Origin of the sequence: Rhodococcus sp. NPDC059179 (assembly GCF_042754885.1) — a bacterium.
Lineage (GTDB): Bacteria > Actinomycetota > Actinomycetes > Mycobacteriales > Mycobacteriaceae > Rhodococcus_G.
The window spans coordinates 250,022-265,824 of record NZ_JBHZBV010000005.1 but is presented as its reverse complement, the minus strand read 5'-3'; the positions used below and the strand labels follow the sequence as shown (position 1 = coordinate 265,824).

At 70.5% G+C, this 15,803-nt stretch carries 14 protein-coding genes and 1 riboswitch; of the genes, 4 read left to right on the top strand and 10 right to left on the bottom strand.

The annotated features are described in order from the left end of the window. The first annotated feature begins 119 nt into the window (after positions 1-119). Complete coding sequence (locus tag ACFXMV_RS13810) at positions 120-620, top strand: hypothetical protein (protein WP_378502478.1); 501 nt, start codon at positions 120-122, stop codon at positions 618-620. Positions 621-723: 103 nt separating this feature from the next. Here ACFXMV_RS13810 and ACFXMV_RS13805 read toward each other — a convergent pair whose 3' ends face one another. The 8 genes from ACFXMV_RS13805 to mqo form a co-directional block, all read right to left on the bottom strand. After that, positions 724-2,202: an MFS transporter gene (locus tag ACFXMV_RS13805; protein ID WP_378503396.1), complete on the bottom strand. Its 1,479-nt coding sequence runs from the start codon at positions 2,200-2,202 to the stop codon at positions 724-726. 11 nt (positions 2,203-2,213) lie between these two features. Then, entirely contained in the window at positions 2,214-3,440 is a 1,227-nt protein-coding gene (cobA, locus tag ACFXMV_RS13800) for a uroporphyrinogen-III C-methyltransferase (RefSeq protein ID WP_378500376.1), read from the bottom strand. 70 nt (positions 3,441-3,510) lie between these two features. Further along, complete coding sequence (locus ACFXMV_RS13795; protein WP_378500377.1) at positions 3,511-3,876, bottom strand: cobalamin biosynthesis protein; 366 nt, start codon at positions 3,874-3,876, stop codon at positions 3,511-3,513. After that, positions 3,869-5,263 (bottom strand): cobyrinate a,c-diamide synthase, encoded by a 1,395-nt coding sequence (locus ACFXMV_RS13790; RefSeq protein ID WP_378503397.1) that lies wholly within the window; start codon positions 5,261-5,263, stop codon positions 3,869-3,871. Before ACFXMV_RS13790 ends, ACFXMV_RS13795 begins: the two co-directional genes overlap by 8 nt. Next, complete coding sequence (gene cobO / locus ACFXMV_RS13785; protein ID WP_378500378.1) at positions 5,257-5,871, bottom strand: cob(I)yrinic acid a,c-diamide adenosyltransferase; 615 nt, start codon at positions 5,869-5,871, stop codon at positions 5,257-5,259. The genes ACFXMV_RS13790 and cobO overlap by 7 nt, the downstream gene beginning before the upstream one ends. Positions 5,872-5,884: 13 nt before the next feature. Continuing rightward, a complete protein-coding gene (locus tag ACFXMV_RS13780) occupies positions 5,885-7,816 on the bottom strand; it encodes a magnesium chelatase subunit D family protein (protein ID WP_378503398.1) in 1,932 nt (643 codons plus the stop codon). Positions 7,817-7,892: 76 nt separating this feature from the next. After that, positions 7,893-7,958, bottom strand: a riboswitch (cobalamin riboswitch). 27 nt (positions 7,959-7,985) lie between these two features. Continuing rightward, positions 7,986-8,456: a GNAT family N-acetyltransferase gene (locus ACFXMV_RS13775; RefSeq protein WP_378503399.1), complete on the bottom strand. Its 471-nt coding sequence runs from the start codon at positions 8,454-8,456 to the stop codon at positions 7,986-7,988. A 13-nt stretch (positions 8,457-8,469) separates the two neighbouring features. Next, positions 8,470-10,014, bottom strand: a complete 1,545-nt coding sequence (gene mqo, locus ACFXMV_RS13770) for a malate dehydrogenase (quinone) (protein WP_378500578.1) — start codon at positions 10,012-10,014, stop codon at positions 8,470-8,472. Positions 10,015-10,133: 119 nt separating this feature from the next. Here mqo and ACFXMV_RS13765 point away from each other — a divergent pair, with 119 nt between their 5' ends. Both ACFXMV_RS13765 and mtr read left to right on the top strand, forming a co-directional pair. Continuing rightward, positions 10,134-11,132 (top strand): alpha/beta hydrolase, encoded by a 999-nt coding sequence (locus ACFXMV_RS13765; protein ID WP_378503400.1) that lies wholly within the window; start codon positions 10,134-10,136, stop codon positions 11,130-11,132. Continuing rightward, the gene (gene mtr, locus ACFXMV_RS13760) at positions 11,129-12,502 is read left to right on the top strand and encodes a mycothione reductase (RefSeq protein ID WP_378500580.1); all 1,374 of its coding nucleotides are present in this window, start codon (positions 11,129-11,131) and stop codon (positions 12,500-12,502) included. Before ACFXMV_RS13765 ends, mtr begins: the two co-directional genes overlap by 4 nt. A gap of 33 nt (positions 12,503-12,535) precedes the next feature. On the opposite strand, the gene ACFXMV_RS13755 is transcribed toward mtr, so the two are convergent. Then, positions 12,536-14,029, bottom strand: a complete 1,494-nt coding sequence (locus tag ACFXMV_RS13755; protein ID WP_378500581.1) for a SulP family inorganic anion transporter — start codon at positions 14,027-14,029, stop codon at positions 12,536-12,538. A 93-nt stretch (positions 14,030-14,122) separates the two neighbouring features. Further along, on the bottom strand, positions 14,123-14,803 hold the full coding sequence (locus tag ACFXMV_RS13750; RefSeq protein WP_378500582.1) for an SDR family NAD(P)-dependent oxidoreductase: 681 nt from the start codon (positions 14,801-14,803) through the stop codon (positions 14,123-14,125). Between the two features lie 102 nt (positions 14,804-14,905). Here ACFXMV_RS13750 and ACFXMV_RS13745 point away from each other — a divergent pair, with 102 nt between their 5' ends. Beyond that, positions 14,906-15,781 (top strand): helix-turn-helix domain-containing protein, encoded by an 876-nt coding sequence (locus ACFXMV_RS13745; protein ID WP_378503401.1) that lies wholly within the window; start codon positions 14,906-14,908, stop codon positions 15,779-15,781. The last annotated feature ends 22 nt before the right edge of the window (positions 15,782-15,803 follow it).

The window sequence follows — 15,803 nt, the reverse complement described above, 5'->3', positions numbered from 1 at the left end:
TCCCTCCAAACCCTCCTTGACCTGCGGATTCATCCGCTGTTCGGTCCTGCCAAAGGTTGGCTTTCCCTAAGTTCTACTCCGATAACTGGCCGTCATGGCTCACACAAGAAAGCAGGAACATGCGCACGTTTAACAAGGTTGCGATCGCTGCGGTTGCCACCACGATCGCTTGCACGATGCCGGTCGGCGTCGCAGGAGCGATCACCCTGCCGTTCGGCCTCGACACCGGGTCGCTCGGTTCCAGTGCCCCGGAGCCCGAAGAGCCGGGGACGGAAGAGCCGGCCCCGCTGGTCTCCCTGTCGAAGGCCACCGACCTCACGGCGGCCGGTGAGACCATCACAGTCTCGGGCACCGGATTCTCCGGCGAAGGCGCAGGCCTCTACGTCGGCCTCGCCCAGGACAACAAGTTCTCCACCACCGACGCCGCCTCGTGGATGACCACCAAGTGGCTCAAGACCACCGACATCGTCGCAGGCGCCTGGACCGCCACCATCGACGTCGCCGCGATCGCCGGCACCTCCGACTGCCTCCAGAACACCTGCTCGATCTACACCGTCGCCGCACACGGCTCGGCTGACCGCACCCAGGACACCAAGACCCCCGTCACCTTCAAGTCCTGAGTCTCGTCAGATCCGAAACTGAACCACGCGCCACCAGAAAAAGGTCTGGCCTTCGCTCCTCGGAGCGAAGGCCAGACCTTTCTGCATGTCCGACGCGGCTCCGCTACGCCTCCTGCGCGGCCTTTTCCGCGGCCTGCGCCTGGGCGACCTGCTCTGGGGTGAACCGGATGAACAGGGCCACGATGGCGGCCAGCGCGGCGAAGATCGCGCAGCCGAACAGGGCGAAGGTGTAGCCCTCGCTGAGCGCGGACAACTGGTCCGCGTTCATGTTCGCCGCCACCCCGGAGGTACCGCCGAGCGAGAGCGTCCGCGACGTCGCCATCGCCCCGACGATCGCCAGCCCGATCGGACCGAACAGCACCTGCGCCACCTGGGCGATCGCGGACAGCGGGCCGATCTCCTGCGGCCCGACGCCCGCGATCGCGCACAGCGGCAGCGGGACGACCGCGAGACCGACGCCGAACCCGACACCGACCACCAGCACGAACAGGTTCCCCATGTACGTCGCCGACGTGTCCAGCGTCGACCCGTACAGCAGGCCCAACGCGGTCAGGACGGTGCCGACGAGGATCAGCCACCGGGGCTGCACACGGACCGCGAGCTTGGACGCCACGAACGCCGCGGCGCCGAGGCCGAACGCGAACGGCACGAACGCCAGTCCAGCGTCGAGCGGGCTGTAACCGAGCACGTCCTGCACGAACAGCGCGACGAACGGGGCCAGGCTGAACATCACCGCGCCGACGAGCGCGATCGCGATGAAGGTGGCCACCCGGTTCCGGTTGCGGAACAGCGAGAACGGCAGCAGCGGGTTCTCCGCCCTCCGCTCGACCATCAGGAAGGCCGCCAGCAACACGAGTCCGCCGACGAGCGCCGCGACGACCGCCGGGCTCGTCCAGCCCATCTCCGCACCCTCGGTGAACCCGAAGACCACACCCGTGCAGCCCAGCGTCGCGAGCACCGCGCCCGGCACGTCGAGCTTGAGCCGCTCGGCGCCGGTCTCCACCAGCGAGCGGAACGCGAGGGCGATGATGACGAGGCCGATGGGCACGTTGATCAGGAAGATCCAGCGCCAGGACACCTCGGTCAGCGCACCGCCGACGATCAGCCCGGTCACCGAACCGATGCCGGTCATGGCGGCGAAGATCGCGATCGCCTGGTTGCGGACCGGGCCGGGCGCGAACGTCGTCGCCACCAGGGCAAGCGCGGTCGGTGACGCGATCGCCGCGCCGACGCCCTGCAGCGCGCGCGCCGCGATCAGCGTGACCTCGCCGGTCGCGAGCCCGCAGAACAGCGAGGCCACCGTGAACAGCACCACGCCGCCGATGAAGACCCGCTTGCGGCCGAACGCGTCACCGAGCCGGCCACCGAGGAGCATCAGGCCGCCGAAGGTCAGCGCGTAGGAGGTGATCACCCAGTTCCGGCCGGAGTCGCTCAGGTCGAGGTCCTCCTGGATCCGGGCCAGGGCCAGCGATGCGACGGTGCCGTCGAGCACCATCATCAGCTGCATTCCACCCAGGACGACGATCGCGAGACCGAACGCCCTCGTGGTCACGGGGTACTTCACTGCGATGGAGTCAGGCACGGTCGCCCAGGTTACTGCGCGTCGACGGTCAGGCCCGCGACCGGCCCGATCACGATGATCGCGGGCGGCCGGATGTTCTCCTCTCGGACCCGGGCCGCGACGGTCGCCAGGTCGGCCCGCAGCACCCGCTGCGAGCGGGTGGTGCCCTCCTGGACCACCGTCACCGGCGTCTCGGCCGGCCTGCCGCCCTCGGTGAGTACGGCGGCGAACTTCTCGATCCGCTCGACGCCCATCAGGATCACCAGGGTGCCGCGCAGCCGCGCCAGCGCCGACCAGTCGGTCAGCGAATCGGGGTGGTCGGGCGCCACGTGCCCGCTGACGACCACGAACTCGTGGGTGACGCCTCGGTGGGTCACCGGGATCCCGGCCGCCGACGGCACCGCGATCGCGCTGGTGATGCCCGGCACAACGGTGACCGGCACGCCTGCCGCCGCGCAGGCCTGCAGCTCCTCGAAGCCGCGGCCGAACACGTACGGGTCGCCGCCCTTGAGCCGGACCACGAACTTGCCCGCCTTGTAGCCGTCGATCAGCGCGGCGTTGATCGCCTCCTGCGCCATCGCGCGGCCGTACGGGATCTTCGCCGCGTCGATGACCTCCACCTGGGGGCCGAGCTCGGCGAGCAGCTCGGGCGGAGCCAGCCGGTCCGCCACCACGACGTCGGCGCGGGCCAGCAGCCGGCGGCCGCGGACGGTGATCAGGTCCGGGTCACCGGGTCCGCCGCCGACCAGCGCGACGCCGGGCACGTGCGGCTCGGCGACGTCCACGACGCCGCCGGACTGCAGGGCCTCGACCAGCGCGGTGCGCACCGCGGCCGAGCGGCGGTGATCGCCGCCTGCCAGCACGCCGAGCTCGAGCCCGTCGAAGGACGCGCTCGCAGGGGTGACCGCCGTCCCGTTGCGGGCGCTGTCGGCGCGCACGCAGAAGACGCGGCCCCGCTCCGCCTCGGCGACGACGGCCGCGTTGGTTTCCGGCTCGTCGGTGCAGGCGATGGCGTACCAGGCGCCATCGAGGTCACCGTCGACGTACGCGCGCAGGTCGAGGGTGATCTGGCCGCCGGTGGCCATCGCCTCGACGGCGGGGGTGACGGCGCGGCTGACCACGTGCACCCGCGCCCCGGAGGCGACGAGCAGGCCGAGGCGCCGCTGCGCGACGGTGCCGCCGCCCACGACGACCACCCGTCGATCGGTCAGGTTGAGCCCTACGAGGTAGTTGTGCTCGTCTCCGGCCGCTGCTGGCACTGCGCTCTCCTTCATAGGCTTCGCCTGTGAGTCCTTCTGGTCCCTACGCGGGCCAAAAGGACTCACGGGGCTACCAAACATTACGGGCGACGGCCACTGTGACGCCATTTTGGGCTCGCTTGCGCACCAGCAGGTCCCCGCCGCCAGACCCGAGGACCGCGGCCGCCTCGGCCACGCTCGGGGTCCCGACCTCGGCCGAGACCCGCCCGGACGGCGTCGGCACGTCCACGGACGAGAGCTCGTCGGCCGTGAACCCGAGCACCGGCACGCCCAGCTCGGCCGCCGCGATGGCGATCGACGACTCGGTGGCCTTGCGCTCGAGGGTGGCCAGTGCGTACAGCTCGGTCGGGTCGTCGATGACCGCGCTGATCGCGGCCAGCACGGTGTCCGGGTCCACCCCGTCGCGGGCACCGATGCCCACCACCAGTTCACCCATTCGCGGCCTCGAAAACTCTTGCCGCGGAGACGAACCGGCGTACCGAGGCCGGGTTTCCCGCGGGGTGGGTGTGCAGGTACGAGGCGTGCACGCCGCCGCCCGCGAAGCCCTCCCTTGCAGACGCCCCCGCCGCCCGCCAGCCCCAGGCCGGGGCCCAGCCGTCGACGGACGCGGACTCGAGCCGGGTCCGATGGAACTCGTGACCGACCACCCGCTCGCCCTGCTCGAACAGCACCGACTCCCCCAGGGCGACGGCCTCGCGGTAGCCGAGCGTCAGCGCGCGGCCGAACTCCGCGTCCACCCCGATCACCCCCGCCATCGGGTGCCCGTCCAGGCGGCGCGCCAGGTACAGCAGCCCCGCGCATTCGGCGTGGATCGGCATCCCGCGGCGCGCCAGCTCGCGGACGGTGGTGAGCAGCGCGACGTTCGCGGCCAGATCGGGCGCGTGCTCCTCCGGGAAGCCGCCGGGCAGCACCAGCGCCGCGGCGTCGTCGGGCAGCTGGTCGGCGGCCGGGTCGAAGGTGCGCACCCGCGCGCCTGCGGCCTCGAGCAGCTCTCGGTGCTCGGCATAGCCGAAGGTGAAGGCCGAGCCGCCCGCCAGCGCGACCACCGGGGCCGGCCCGGAGTCGTCGCTCGCGCCTACCTCGTCGGCGGCGTTCCAGACCGGCGCGTCGACGCTCGAGCGGGCCAGCGCCCGCACCGCCGCGAGGTCGACGTGCTGGGCGATGAGCGCGGTCATCGCGTCCACCGCGTCGGTGGCTGCCCGGCCGTGCTCGACGGCGGTGATCAGGCCGAGGTGACGCGACGGCACCGCCAGCTCGGCGAGCCTGGGCACCACCCCGAGCACCGGCACCCCGACACGATCGCAGGCCTGGCGCAGGACCTGCTCGTGCCGCTCGCTGCCGACCCGGTTCAGGATCACCCCGCCGATCCGGACGGCGCTGTCGAAGGTCGCGAAGCCGTGCAGCACCGCGGCCAGCGACTGGCTGTGCCCGCGGGCGTCGACGACCAGCACCACCGGCGCCCCGAGCAGCCCGGCGACCTGGGCCGTCGACCCCTCGGCGCCGCCGTCGGGCATCGTCTCGTCGATCTTGCCGTCGAACAGGCCCATCACGCCCTCGACGACGGCGATGTCGCAGCCCGCGCTGCCGTGCCGGTACAGCGGGCCAATCCGGTCGGCGCCGACAAGTACCGGGTCGAGGTTGCGCCCTACCCGCCCGGCCGCCAGGCCGTGGTAGCCCGGGTCGATGTAGTCCGGGCCAACCTTGAACGGCGCCACCCGGTCGCCCGCCGCGCGCAGCGCGCCGATCAGACCCGTTGCGACGGTGGTCTTTCCACTGCCCGACGCGGGCGCGGCGATGACCACCGATGGAACAGTGTTCACCACTCGATGCCCCGCTGGCCCTTGCGGCCCGCGTCCATCGGGTGCTTGATCTTGGTCATCTCGGTGACCAGGTCGGCCGCGTCGATCAGCGCCTGCGGCGCGTCCCTGCCGGTGATCACCACGTGCTGGTTGCCCGGTCGGGCGCGCAGCACGTCCACCACCTCGTCGACGTCCACCCAGCCCCACTTGAGCGGGTAGGTGAACTCGTCGAGGACGTAGAACTTGTGCTCCTCGCCAGCGATTCGGCGGGCCACCTCGCGCCAGCCGTCCAACGCGACGCGGGCGTGGTCCTCGTCCTCGCCCTTCTTGCGGGTCCAGGACCAGCCCTCACCCATCTTGTGCCACTGCACGGGGCCGCCGACGCCGGTGGACTCGTGCAGCTCGCCGAGCGCGCGGAACGCCGACTCCTCGCCGACCTTCCACTTCGCGCTCTTGACGAACTGGAACACCCCGATGTCGAAGCCCTGGTTCCAGGCGCGCAGCGCCATCCCGAACGCCGCCGTCGACTTCCCCTTGCCCGGCCCGGTGTGTACGGCCAGAATCGCGGCGTTGCGGCGCTGTCGCGTCGTCAGTCCGTCGTCGGGGACATTGTCGGGAACTCCCTTGGGCATCGTCTACTCCTTCTCAGGCCGCGAACTTCGAGGTACCGGCCCGGACCACGCCCGCGACCTGCTCGGCCGAGAGCTCGCCGAGCCGGACGTGGGCGCCGCGCAACGCGGTGGCCAGCTCGCGGGCCAGGCCCAACCGCACCATCCCCGACTCGCAGTCCACCACCACCGAGGCCACCGACGTGTCAGCGAGCAGTCCCGCCGCAACCTTGGCGCGGTGCACCGGCTCGGTTCCGCCGGTCGCGCGACCGTCGGTCAGGGCGACGACCATCGCCCGACGCTGGGGGTCGCGCACCTTCTCGCGGAGCACCACCTCGCGGGCCTTCAGGAATCCTTGCGCCAGTGGGGTTTTCCCGCCGGTGCGCAGCGAGCGCAGCCGCCGCACCGCAACATCGACGGAGGAGGTCGGCGGCAGCACCAGTTCGGCGGAGGCGCCGCGCACGGTGATCACCGCGACCTTGTCGCGGCGCTGATAGGCATCGCGCAGCAGCGAGACGACGGCGCCGGTGACCGCGGAGAGCCGGTCCCTTGCGGCCATCGATCCGGAGGCGTCGACCACGAAGACCACCAGGTTGCCCTCCCTGCCCTCCCGGTGCGCGCCGCGGATGTCGCCGGGCGCCAACAGCATCCGTCCGTCCAGGCGCCCGCGGGCGACCTGGTGCTCGGCGGCGGCGAAGAGGGTGCCGACCAGGTGCAGACCCCGGCCGGATTCGGTGGTGGGTCGCACGGTCCGGCCCTGCGCGGAGCGCGAACGCGACCGCCTGCCGGGCGCGCCCTCGCCGACGCCAGGGATGGTCAGCAGGCGCGTCTTGAACTGGGCCGACGGTGCCGCGGCCCGGCGTTCGGAGGCCCGGCCGGGGCCGGGCTGCTCGGCATCCGACGCCTCGGTGTCGGCTGCGGGCGGGGAGGCCCCGTCCGACTCGGGCTCGGGTGCGCCGCCGCCGGGGCCGTCGGGGTCCGGCTCGGGCTCCGGCTCCGGCTGGTTCGCCTGCTCGGCGGCGTCGTTCATCGCGTCCTCGAGCTGCTGCGGGTCCAGGCCCGGCTCGTCGAACGGGTCGCGGCGGCGCCGGTGCGGCAGCGTCAGCTCGGCGGCAATCCGCACGTCCTCCTCGGCGACCGCATCCGCGCCGCGCCAGGCGGCGTGCGCGGTGGCGGTGCGCGCCAGCACCAGGTCGGCGCGCATGCCGTCCACGTCGAACGACGCGCACAGCGCGGCGATACGGCGCAGCTCGGTGTCGCTGAGTTCGACCGCGGGCAGGGCCGCCCTGGCCGCGGCGATGCGGCGGGCCAGGGCCGAGTCCTCGTCCGCGTACCGGGCGGCGAATCCGGCCGGGTCGGCCTCGAAGTCGAGTCGGCGGCGCACCACTTGCATGCGCACGTCCACCTCCCGGGAGGCCGCGACGTCCACGGCAAGGCCGAAGCGGTCCAACAGCTGCGGGCGGAGCTCGCCCTCCTCCGGGTTCATGGTCCCGACCAGCACGAACCGCGCGGGGTGCGAGTGCGAGACGCCGTCACGCTCGATGTGCACGCGGCCCATCGCGGCGGCGTCGAGCAGCACGTCCACCAGGTGGTCGTGCAGCAGGTTGACCTCGTCGACGTAGAGCACGCCGTCATGGGCGGCGGCGAGCAGTCCGGGCTGGAAGGCCCGCTCCCCGTCCCGCAGCACCTTCTCCAGGTCAAGCGATCCGACGACCCGGTCCTCGGTGGCGCCGACCGGCAGCTCGACGAGCCGGGCGGGGCGGCCCCCGTTGCCGTCATCGACGGGCGGCAGCAGCACGGCCAGCGCGCGCACCACCGTCGACTTCGCGGTGCCCTTCTCCCCGCGCACGAGCACTCCCCCGATGCCGGGGTGCACGGCGCAGAGGGTCAGGGCGAGCCGAAGCGTGTCCTGACCGACGATCGCACTGAACGGAAATCCCGGTTCGGACCCGGTACCAGCTTGTGACACAGCGCATTTCCCTTCACTCCCCGGTATCCACGCCGAGGGTTCGGACCTTGATCCGCCGCCGCGGTGATCTGACTCCGGTCGCCTGGCTCGTGCCGGGACCTTCACAGTGGCGGGACCGTGCCTGGTTCACACAGGACTTCCCCGCGGCAGGGACTATCGGATGCTGACTCTAGCCCTCGCGCCAGGGGTCGCCCCCACCGCGCCGCATCGGCACGTGCGGGATCCCGTCCTCGACGAATTCGTCACCGTCGGGGATGAAGCCGTGCTTGGCGTACATGTCCACCAGGTGGCTCTGCGCGCTCAGCCGGCACGGCGCGGACCCGACCTCGGCCAGGGCCGTGCGCAGCAGTCGGGTGGTGTGCCCGTGCCCGCGGGCGTCCGCCCGGGTGCACAGCCGCCCGATGCGGTACGACTTGCCGCCGTCGTGCTCCTCCATCAGGCGGAGCGCGCACACCACCTGGCCGTCCTGTTCGATCCACAGGTGCTTGGTGTCGGGGAGCAGGTCCCGCCCGTCCAGTTCCGGATACGGGCAGGCCTGCTCCACGACGAACACGTCGACCCGCAGCCTGAGCAGGTCATAGAGCGTGCGGGTGTCCAGGTCGAGCGCCCAGGCGCGGTGCAGCGCCGCTGTTGCCGTCATGCGGTGATGACTATCACACCGACGCGGACGCGGTCTCCTGAACCTTGGTGTCGAGTTCGAGCACCCGGTTGGACCAGTCCCACACCTCGGTGAACAGCGACTTGTCGTCGGAGAGCTTCACGCCGAGCGAGGGCACCATCTGCTTGAGCTGCGGCTCCCAGGACGCGAATCGATCCGCGAAGCAGCGCTTGAGCACGTCGAGCATCGCAGGCACCGCGGTGGAGGCGCCGGGCGAGGCGCCGAGCAGGCCTGCGATCGAGCCGTCCGCGGCGCTGATGACCGCGGTGCCGAACTCCAGCACGCCGCCCTTGCGCTTGTCGCGGCGGATCACCTGGACACGCTGGCCCGCGGTGATCAGCTCCCAGTCGGGACCGAGCGCCTCGGGGACGAATTCGCGCAGGGTCTCGATGCGACCCTCGCCGGTCTTCGTCAGCTCGCTGACCAGGTACTTGACCAGCCCGAGCTCGGAGACGCCCACGCCGAGCATGGACAGCAGGTTGTTCGGCTTGACCGACCCGGGCAGGTCGGTGACCCGGCCCTCCTTGAGGAACTTCGGCGACCAACCGGCGTACGGACCGAACAGCAGGCCCGGCTTGCCGCCGATGACGCGGGTGTCCAGGTGCGGCACGGACATCGGCGGGGCGCCGACCGCGGCCTTGCCGTAGACCTTGGCCCGGTGCTGATCGATCAGCTCGGGGTTGGTGCAGCGCAGGAACGCGCCGCTGACCGGGAAGCCGCCGAAGCCCTTGGCCTCCGCGATGCCGGACTGCTGCAGCAGGTGCAGGGCCCCGCCGCCCGCGCCGACGAAGACGAACTTGGCGCCCACGGTCTTGCGGCCGCCGGTGCGACGGTTGTGCACCTTGAGCGTCCAGCTGCCGTCGGACTGCTTCTTGATGCCGGTGACCTCGTGACCAAAGTGCACGGTGCCGCCCGACGAGGCGACGTGGTTGAGCAGCTGCTTGGTCAGCGCGCCGAAGTCGACGTCGGTGCCGCCGTCGGTCCAGTTCAGGGCGATCGGGTCGGAGAAGTCGCGGCCCTTGGCCATCAGCGGCAGCCTGCGGGCGAACTCGTCCGCGCTGTCGGTGTACTCCATGCCGTCGAAGAGCGTGTGGCCGGCGAGCGCGTCATAGCGCGCCTTCAGGTACTTCACGTTGTCCGCCCCGTGCACGAAGCTCACGTGCGGGATCGGATTGATGAACTCCTTGGGCGCGGTGAGGATGCCCTGCTCGAGCGCGTGCGCCCAGAACTGCCGGGAGACCTGGAACTGCTCGTTGACCGTGACCGCCTTGGCGATGTCGACGGTGCCGTCCTTGTTCTCGGGGGTGTAGTTGAGCTCACACAGAGCCGAGTGTCCGGTGCCCGCGTTGTTCCACGGGTCGCTGCTCTCCGCGGCGGCGGCGTCGAGCCGCTCGAACACGCTGATCGACCAGTCCGGCTGCAGCTGCCGCAGGATGGCTCCGAGGGTCGCACTCATGATGCCCGCACCCACGAGCACTACATCGGTCTTGGTCTCTACCGCGTTGTTGTCTGACACTGGAAAATCGACTTCCTTGTCCATTGGCAGTGCGCAGTCGCGCCGACTGCAGCGGATAGGTTACCCGCGCGTATGAGCGTCGTTCACCTCACCCAATTGTGCGCCACTGCGGAGGGCTTTCCAGCCCACTAGCATTGTGATCTGTGACTACCTGGGCCCCCGACGTCCTCGGCGACGGATATCAGCAGTTGACCATCCCACTCGGGCCCGATCCCGACGGTGAAGGTGAGATCGACGCCACACTCGTCCGGTACCAGCCCGAGGGCGGGATCGACCGCACGCCCGCGCGCGCCGTGCTCTACGTACACGGGTTCACCGACTACTTCTTCCAGCACCACATGGCCGAGCACTTCCACGACCAGGGCTACTCGTTCTTCGCCCTGGACCTGCGCAAATGCGGCCGCTCGCTGAAGCTGGGCCAGACCCCGCACTTCGTAACCGACCTCGCCCTCTACGACGAGGAACTGGGCCGGGCGCTGGCACTGGTCCGCGAACAGATCGGCGGCGGCACCGTTCTGCTGGTGGCGCACTCCACCGGCGGGCTGATCCTGCCGCTGTGGCTCGACCGGCTGAACAAGCGGCCCGGCGGCTGCGCCGGCGCAGGCATCGCCGGGCTGATCCTCAACAGCCCGTGGTTCGACCTGCAGGGCGCGGCGTACCTGCGCAGCGTCGGCACCGTGGCGGTCAATGCCGTGGGCCGGGTCAAGAACCGGCTCGAGGTCAAGCTCCCCTCCGCCGACGTCTACGGACGCACCCTGCACATCGGTGCGAGCGGAGAGTGGGACTACAACCTCGAATGGAAGCCGATGACCGGCTTCCCGGTGACCTTCGGCTGGCTGCGCGCCGTCCGGCAGGGACACGCGAAGCTGCACCGCGGCCTCGACGTCGGTGTGCCCTCGCTGATCCTGCGGTCCGAGAAGACGCACTACTCCTCGCGATACACGGCCAAGTCCGACGAGGCCGACCTGGTGCTCGACGTGAGGCAGATCGCCCGCTGGGCCGGCTGCCTCGGCGACCGCACCACAATCGTGCCGATCGAGGGCGCCAGGCACGACGTCTTCCTCTCCACCGAGGTCCCACGCAAGCAGGCCTTCGACGAGGTCGACCTCTGGCTGACCTGGCTGCACGGGCACGGCGCATGAACCACTTCGACCTCGCGATCATCGGATCCGGTTCCGGCAACACCATTCTCGACGAGCGCTTCGAGGGGATGCGGGTCGCGATCCTCGAGGGCGGCACGTTCGGCGGAACCTGCCTGAACGTCGGATGCATCCCGACCAAGATGTTCGTCTACGCCGCCGAGGTCGCGCGGGCGGTCCAGCACGCGAGCCGGTACGGCGTCGACGCGCGCGTCGAGAAGGTGCGCTGGTCCGACATCGTCGGTCGGGTGTTCGACCGGATCGACCCGATCTCGGCAGGCGGAGAGCGCTATCGAAAAGACGAGAACCCGGACACCACACTGTTTTCCGGGTACGCGACGTTCGTCGGTCCTCGACAGATCCGGACCGGGAGCGGCGAGGTGATCACCGCCGACCAGGTGGTGGTCGCGGCCGGATCGCGACCGATCATCCCCGAGGAGGTCAGTCGCAGCGGGGTCCCGTACCTCACCAACGACGACATCATGCGGCTGCCCGAACTGCCCGAGCACCTGGTGATCCTGGGAAGCGGGTTCATCGCGTCCGAGTTCGCGCACGTTTTCTCCGCCTTCGGCAGCCGGGTCTCGATCATCGGCCGCGGCAACCGCCTGCTCCGTGACCTCGACACCGACATCTCGCAGCGGTTCACCGACCTCGCCCGCCGGAAATGGGATGTGCACCTGGGCAATCCGGTGGTGCGGGTCGGCGGCGGTGACGGGGCGGTCGAGGTGGAACTCGCAGACGGCACGGTGGTCGCAGGCGACACCCTGCTGGTGGCGACGGGCCGGACTCCGAACGGTGACCGACTGGGCGCGGAGAGCGCGGGCATCGAGGTGGACGCCGCGGGCCGCGTGGTGGTCGACGAGTTCCAGCGGACCACGGCGGCGGGCGTCTTCGCGCTCGGCGACGTGTCCTCACCGCACCAGCTCAAGCACGTGGCCAACCACGAGGCGCGGGTCGTGCAGGCGAACCTGCTGCGCGACGCGTGGCGCGACGGCGTCGAGCTGGTCCGGACAGATCACCGCTACGTGCCGTCCGCGGTGTTCACCGACCCCCAGATCGCCACCGTGGGCCTGACCGAGGACCAGGCCCGTGCGCAGGGCCTCGACATCGCGGTGAAGGTGCAGAAGTTCGCCGACGTCGCCTACGGCTGGGCGATGGAGGACGACGAGGGCCTGTGCAAGGTGATCGCCGACCGCGGCACCGGCCGGCTGCTGGGCGCCCACATCATCGGCGCCCAGGCCTCCACGCTGATCCAGCCGCTGATCCAGGCGATGAGCTTCGGGCTGTCCGCGCAGGACATGGCGCTCGGCCAGTACTGGATTCATCCGGCGCTGACCGAGGTCGTCGAGAATGCGCTCCTCGGCCTGGACTAGTCGTACTGCCCAGGGACGTTGGTCAGGATTGCATCAACCGAGCTTGCCGGACAGCCGTTCGATGCGGTCCAGACTCGCCCCGTCGAGACCGACGATCCGAACCGACTTCCCCCGGACCGCGTACTTGTGCTGGACCGCATCGAGCGTGGCCACCGTCGACGCGTCCCACACCTCGGCGTCGGTGAGGTCGACGACGACCGACTGCGGGTCGCCCGCGTAGTCGAATCGGTGGACCAGATCGTTGCTCGACGCCCAGAACAGCTGCCCCGTCACCCGATAGACCCGCTCCTCGACGTCGCGGTCGCGGTCCGAGGCGGCGACCGAGGCCATCTGGGCGACCCGGCGCGCGAACGCGACCATCGCGGTCAGCACACCGAGGACGACGCCCACCGCGAGATTCTCGGTGGCGAGGGTGCCGACGACCGTCACCACCATGACGAGCGTCTCGCTGCGCGGCATCACGCGCAGCGTGCGCGGTGCGACGCTGTGCCAGTCGAACGTGGTCGCGGCGATCACCACCATCACCGCCACCAGCGCGGCCATCGGAATCGCGCCGACGACGTCGCCGACGGTCACGGACAGCACCAGCAGGAACAGGCCGGCCAGGAATGTGGAGATGCGGGTTCGTGCCCGGCCCTCCTTCACGTTGACCATGGTCTGGCCGATCATCGCGCAGCCGCCCATGCCGCCGAAGAGCGCGCCTGCCATGTTCGCGACGCCCTGCCCCCACGACTCGCGGGTCTTGTCCGATGGGGTGTCGGTGATGTCGTCGACGAGCTTGGCGGTCAGCAGTGACTCGAGCAGCCCGACCAGGGCGAGACCGAGTGCGAACGGCGCGATGACCGTCAGCGTCTCCCACGTGAACGGTACGTCCGGGATCATCCACGTGGGCAGGCCCGACGGGAGCTCGCCCTGGTCCGCGACATCGGGCACGTCGAGGTGCAGCAGCGCCACCACACCGGTGAGCACGACGATCGCGATCAGGGGCGCGGGAACCGTGGTGGTCAGCTTGGGGATGAGCACGACCATCGCGATTCCGGCGGCGGTGAGCGGGTACACCAGCCACGGCACGTCGATCAGGTGCTGGATCTGCGCGCTGAAGATGAGGATCGCGAGCGCGTTGACGAAGCCGATCATCACCGACCGCGGAATGAACCGCACCAGCCGCGCGAGACCAGCGACGGCGAAGGCGATCTGCAGTGCGCCTGCCAGCCACACCGCCGCGATCAGGTAGTCGATGCCGTGGGAGGCGACCAGCGGCGCCACCACCAGCGCGGTGGCGCCCGCCGCCGCCGAGACCATGGCGGGCCTGCCGCCGACGAACGCGATCGTCATCGCCATGATGCACGAGGTGTACAGCGCCACCCGGGGGTCGACGCCCGCGATGACCGCAAACGAGATCACCTCGGGGATGAGGGCGAGCGAGGTGACCAGGCCGGCCAGCGCCTCGGTTGTCAGCCGGCGCGGCGATCGCAGGGCCGAGCGGACAGATGTGACGCCGGAAGGGGCTGGGACGGTGTCGAACACCGGCAGAGTCTAGTGCGCTCCGCGTTCGCGCCGACCATGGCAGCAGCGACGGCCGGCACGCGCGTGGATCGAGGAGCCGGGCAGAAGAGTTGCTCAGAACTCGATGTGGCCTGCGCGGTTGAAGAACTGTCCGGTGGGTCCATCGGGGCCGAGCTGGGCCAGCATCACTGTCGCATCGGTTCCTTCGGTCACGGTCTGATGTCCGCGGTGCCAATTGAAGTCGGTGCTGGTGTAGCCCGGGTCGCTGGCGTTGACCCGAAACTCGGGCAGGTTCTTCGCATACTGGACAGTCATGGCGATCACGGCCGCCTTCGAACTCGCGTAGGGCACGGCCCGCACGAAGTGCTCGTCGGAGCCGGGGGTGCTCAGTGACCGGGCGAAGCCGACACCGGAGGCGACATTGACGATCACCGGGTTCGCCGAGCGCCGCAGCAGCGGAAGCGCGGCCTGCGTGAGACGCACGACGCCGAGGACATTCGTGTCGAACACCTCCTGCATGGCGTCGGCATTGAGATCGTCGACGCCGAAGGACCTGCCGAGGACGCCCGCGTTGTTCACCAGGACGTCGAGCTCGGGCAGCTGGCCGAGCGCCACGTCGACGCTGCGCTGATCGGTGACGTCGAGTTGCACGGGGTGGGCCCCGAGGTTCTGTACCTCGGCGGCCGAGGCCAGGTCGCGCATGCCGGCGTAGACGATGTGGCCGGCGTCGACGAGCCGTCGCGCGGTCTCCAGGCCGAGGCTGCGGTTGGCTCCGGTGATGAGTGTCGTGGTCATGCCCACTACATTCCCTCGGCTCCTGCGCGCGCACCAGGCACCGATCGACGGTGGGACCGGCAGTACCACCCACGGCGGACCGGCAGCCAGCAAGATGGGGGCATGGACGAATTCGCGCGCGTGCTGCGCGCTTGGCGCGACCGGGTACAGCCCGAGGAGGTCGGGCTGCCTCCCGGTACGGGTCGTCGCTCCCGGGGGCTGCGGCGGGAAGAGCTCGCGATGCTTGCCGGAGTCAGCGTCGACTACGTCGTGCGGCTCGAGCAGGGCCGGGCAACCAGCCCCTCGGCGCAGCTGCTCGGTGCACTCGCGCGGGCGTTGCGCTTGACCGACGAAGAGCGCGACCACCTGTACCGAGTCGGCGGTGTCGCCGTTCCGGCACCTGCCTCGTTGCCACGGCACGTGGGTCCGGGCGTCCAGCGGATCGTGGACCGACTCGGTGACGTGCCGGTCGCCGTGTACAGCGCCGCACACGACCTGTTGCTGTGGAATCCGCTCTGGGCGGCGCTGCTCGGCGACCCCTCGACGCGATCGGGGTTCCGGCGGAACCTTGTCTGGCTGGTGTTCACCGAAACGCGGACCCCTGTCACACATACCGCTGTCGGGGAGGACGAATTCAGAGCGGACCTGGTGGCGGACCTGCGGTCCGCGGTGGGGCGTTACCCCGACGATGCCCCACTGAGGGACCTCGTGGACCGTCTCCTCGCGGAATCCGGCGAATTCGCGGCGCGGTGGGCGCAGGCGCACGTGGCCCTGCACCGGTCCAGCCGAAAGATCGTGCACACCCGAGCTGTCGGCGACATCACGGTGGACTGCGACGTTCTCAGCGCGCCGGGTAGCGGCGACCTGCGGATCGTCGTCTACACGGTCGCGCCCGGATCCGCCGACGCAGAGAAGCTCGACCTGCTCCGGGTCGCCGGCCTGCAGGACCTCTCGCACCATCGACGAGTACCGATGGTGACGACTTCGCGGCCACGCTGATCGGCAAGCGGCCGTCGCGGAG

Bases quoted from the DNA above. Each gene is read 5' to 3' on its own strand.
- mqo (WP_378500578.1), bottom strand. From the start codon at position 10,014: ATGGACAAGGAAGTCGATTTTCCAGTGTCAGACAACAACGCGGTAGAG.
- ACFXMV_RS13795 (WP_378500377.1), bottom strand. From the start codon at position 3,876: ATGGGTGAACTGGTGGTGGGCATCGGTGCCCGCGACGGGGTGGACCCG.
- ACFXMV_RS13810 (WP_378502478.1), top strand. From the start codon at position 120: ATGCGCACGTTTAACAAGGTTGCGATCGCTGCGGTTGCCACCACGATC.
- cobO (WP_378500378.1), bottom strand. From the start codon at position 5,871: ATGCCCAAGGGAGTTCCCGACAATGTCCCCGACGACGGACTGACGACG.
- mtr (WP_378500580.1), top strand. From the start codon at position 11,129: ATGAACCACTTCGACCTCGCGATCATCGGATCCGGTTCCGGCAACACC.
- ACFXMV_RS13745 (WP_378503401.1), top strand. From the start codon at position 14,906: ATGGACGAATTCGCGCGCGTGCTGCGCGCTTGGCGCGACCGGGTACAG.
- ACFXMV_RS13750 (WP_378500582.1), bottom strand. From the start codon at position 14,803: ATGACCACGACACTCATCACCGGAGCCAACCGCAGCCTCGGCCTGGAG.
- ACFXMV_RS13775 (WP_378503399.1), bottom strand. From the start codon at position 8,456: ATGACGGCAACAGCGGCGCTGCACCGCGCCTGGGCGCTCGACCTGGAC.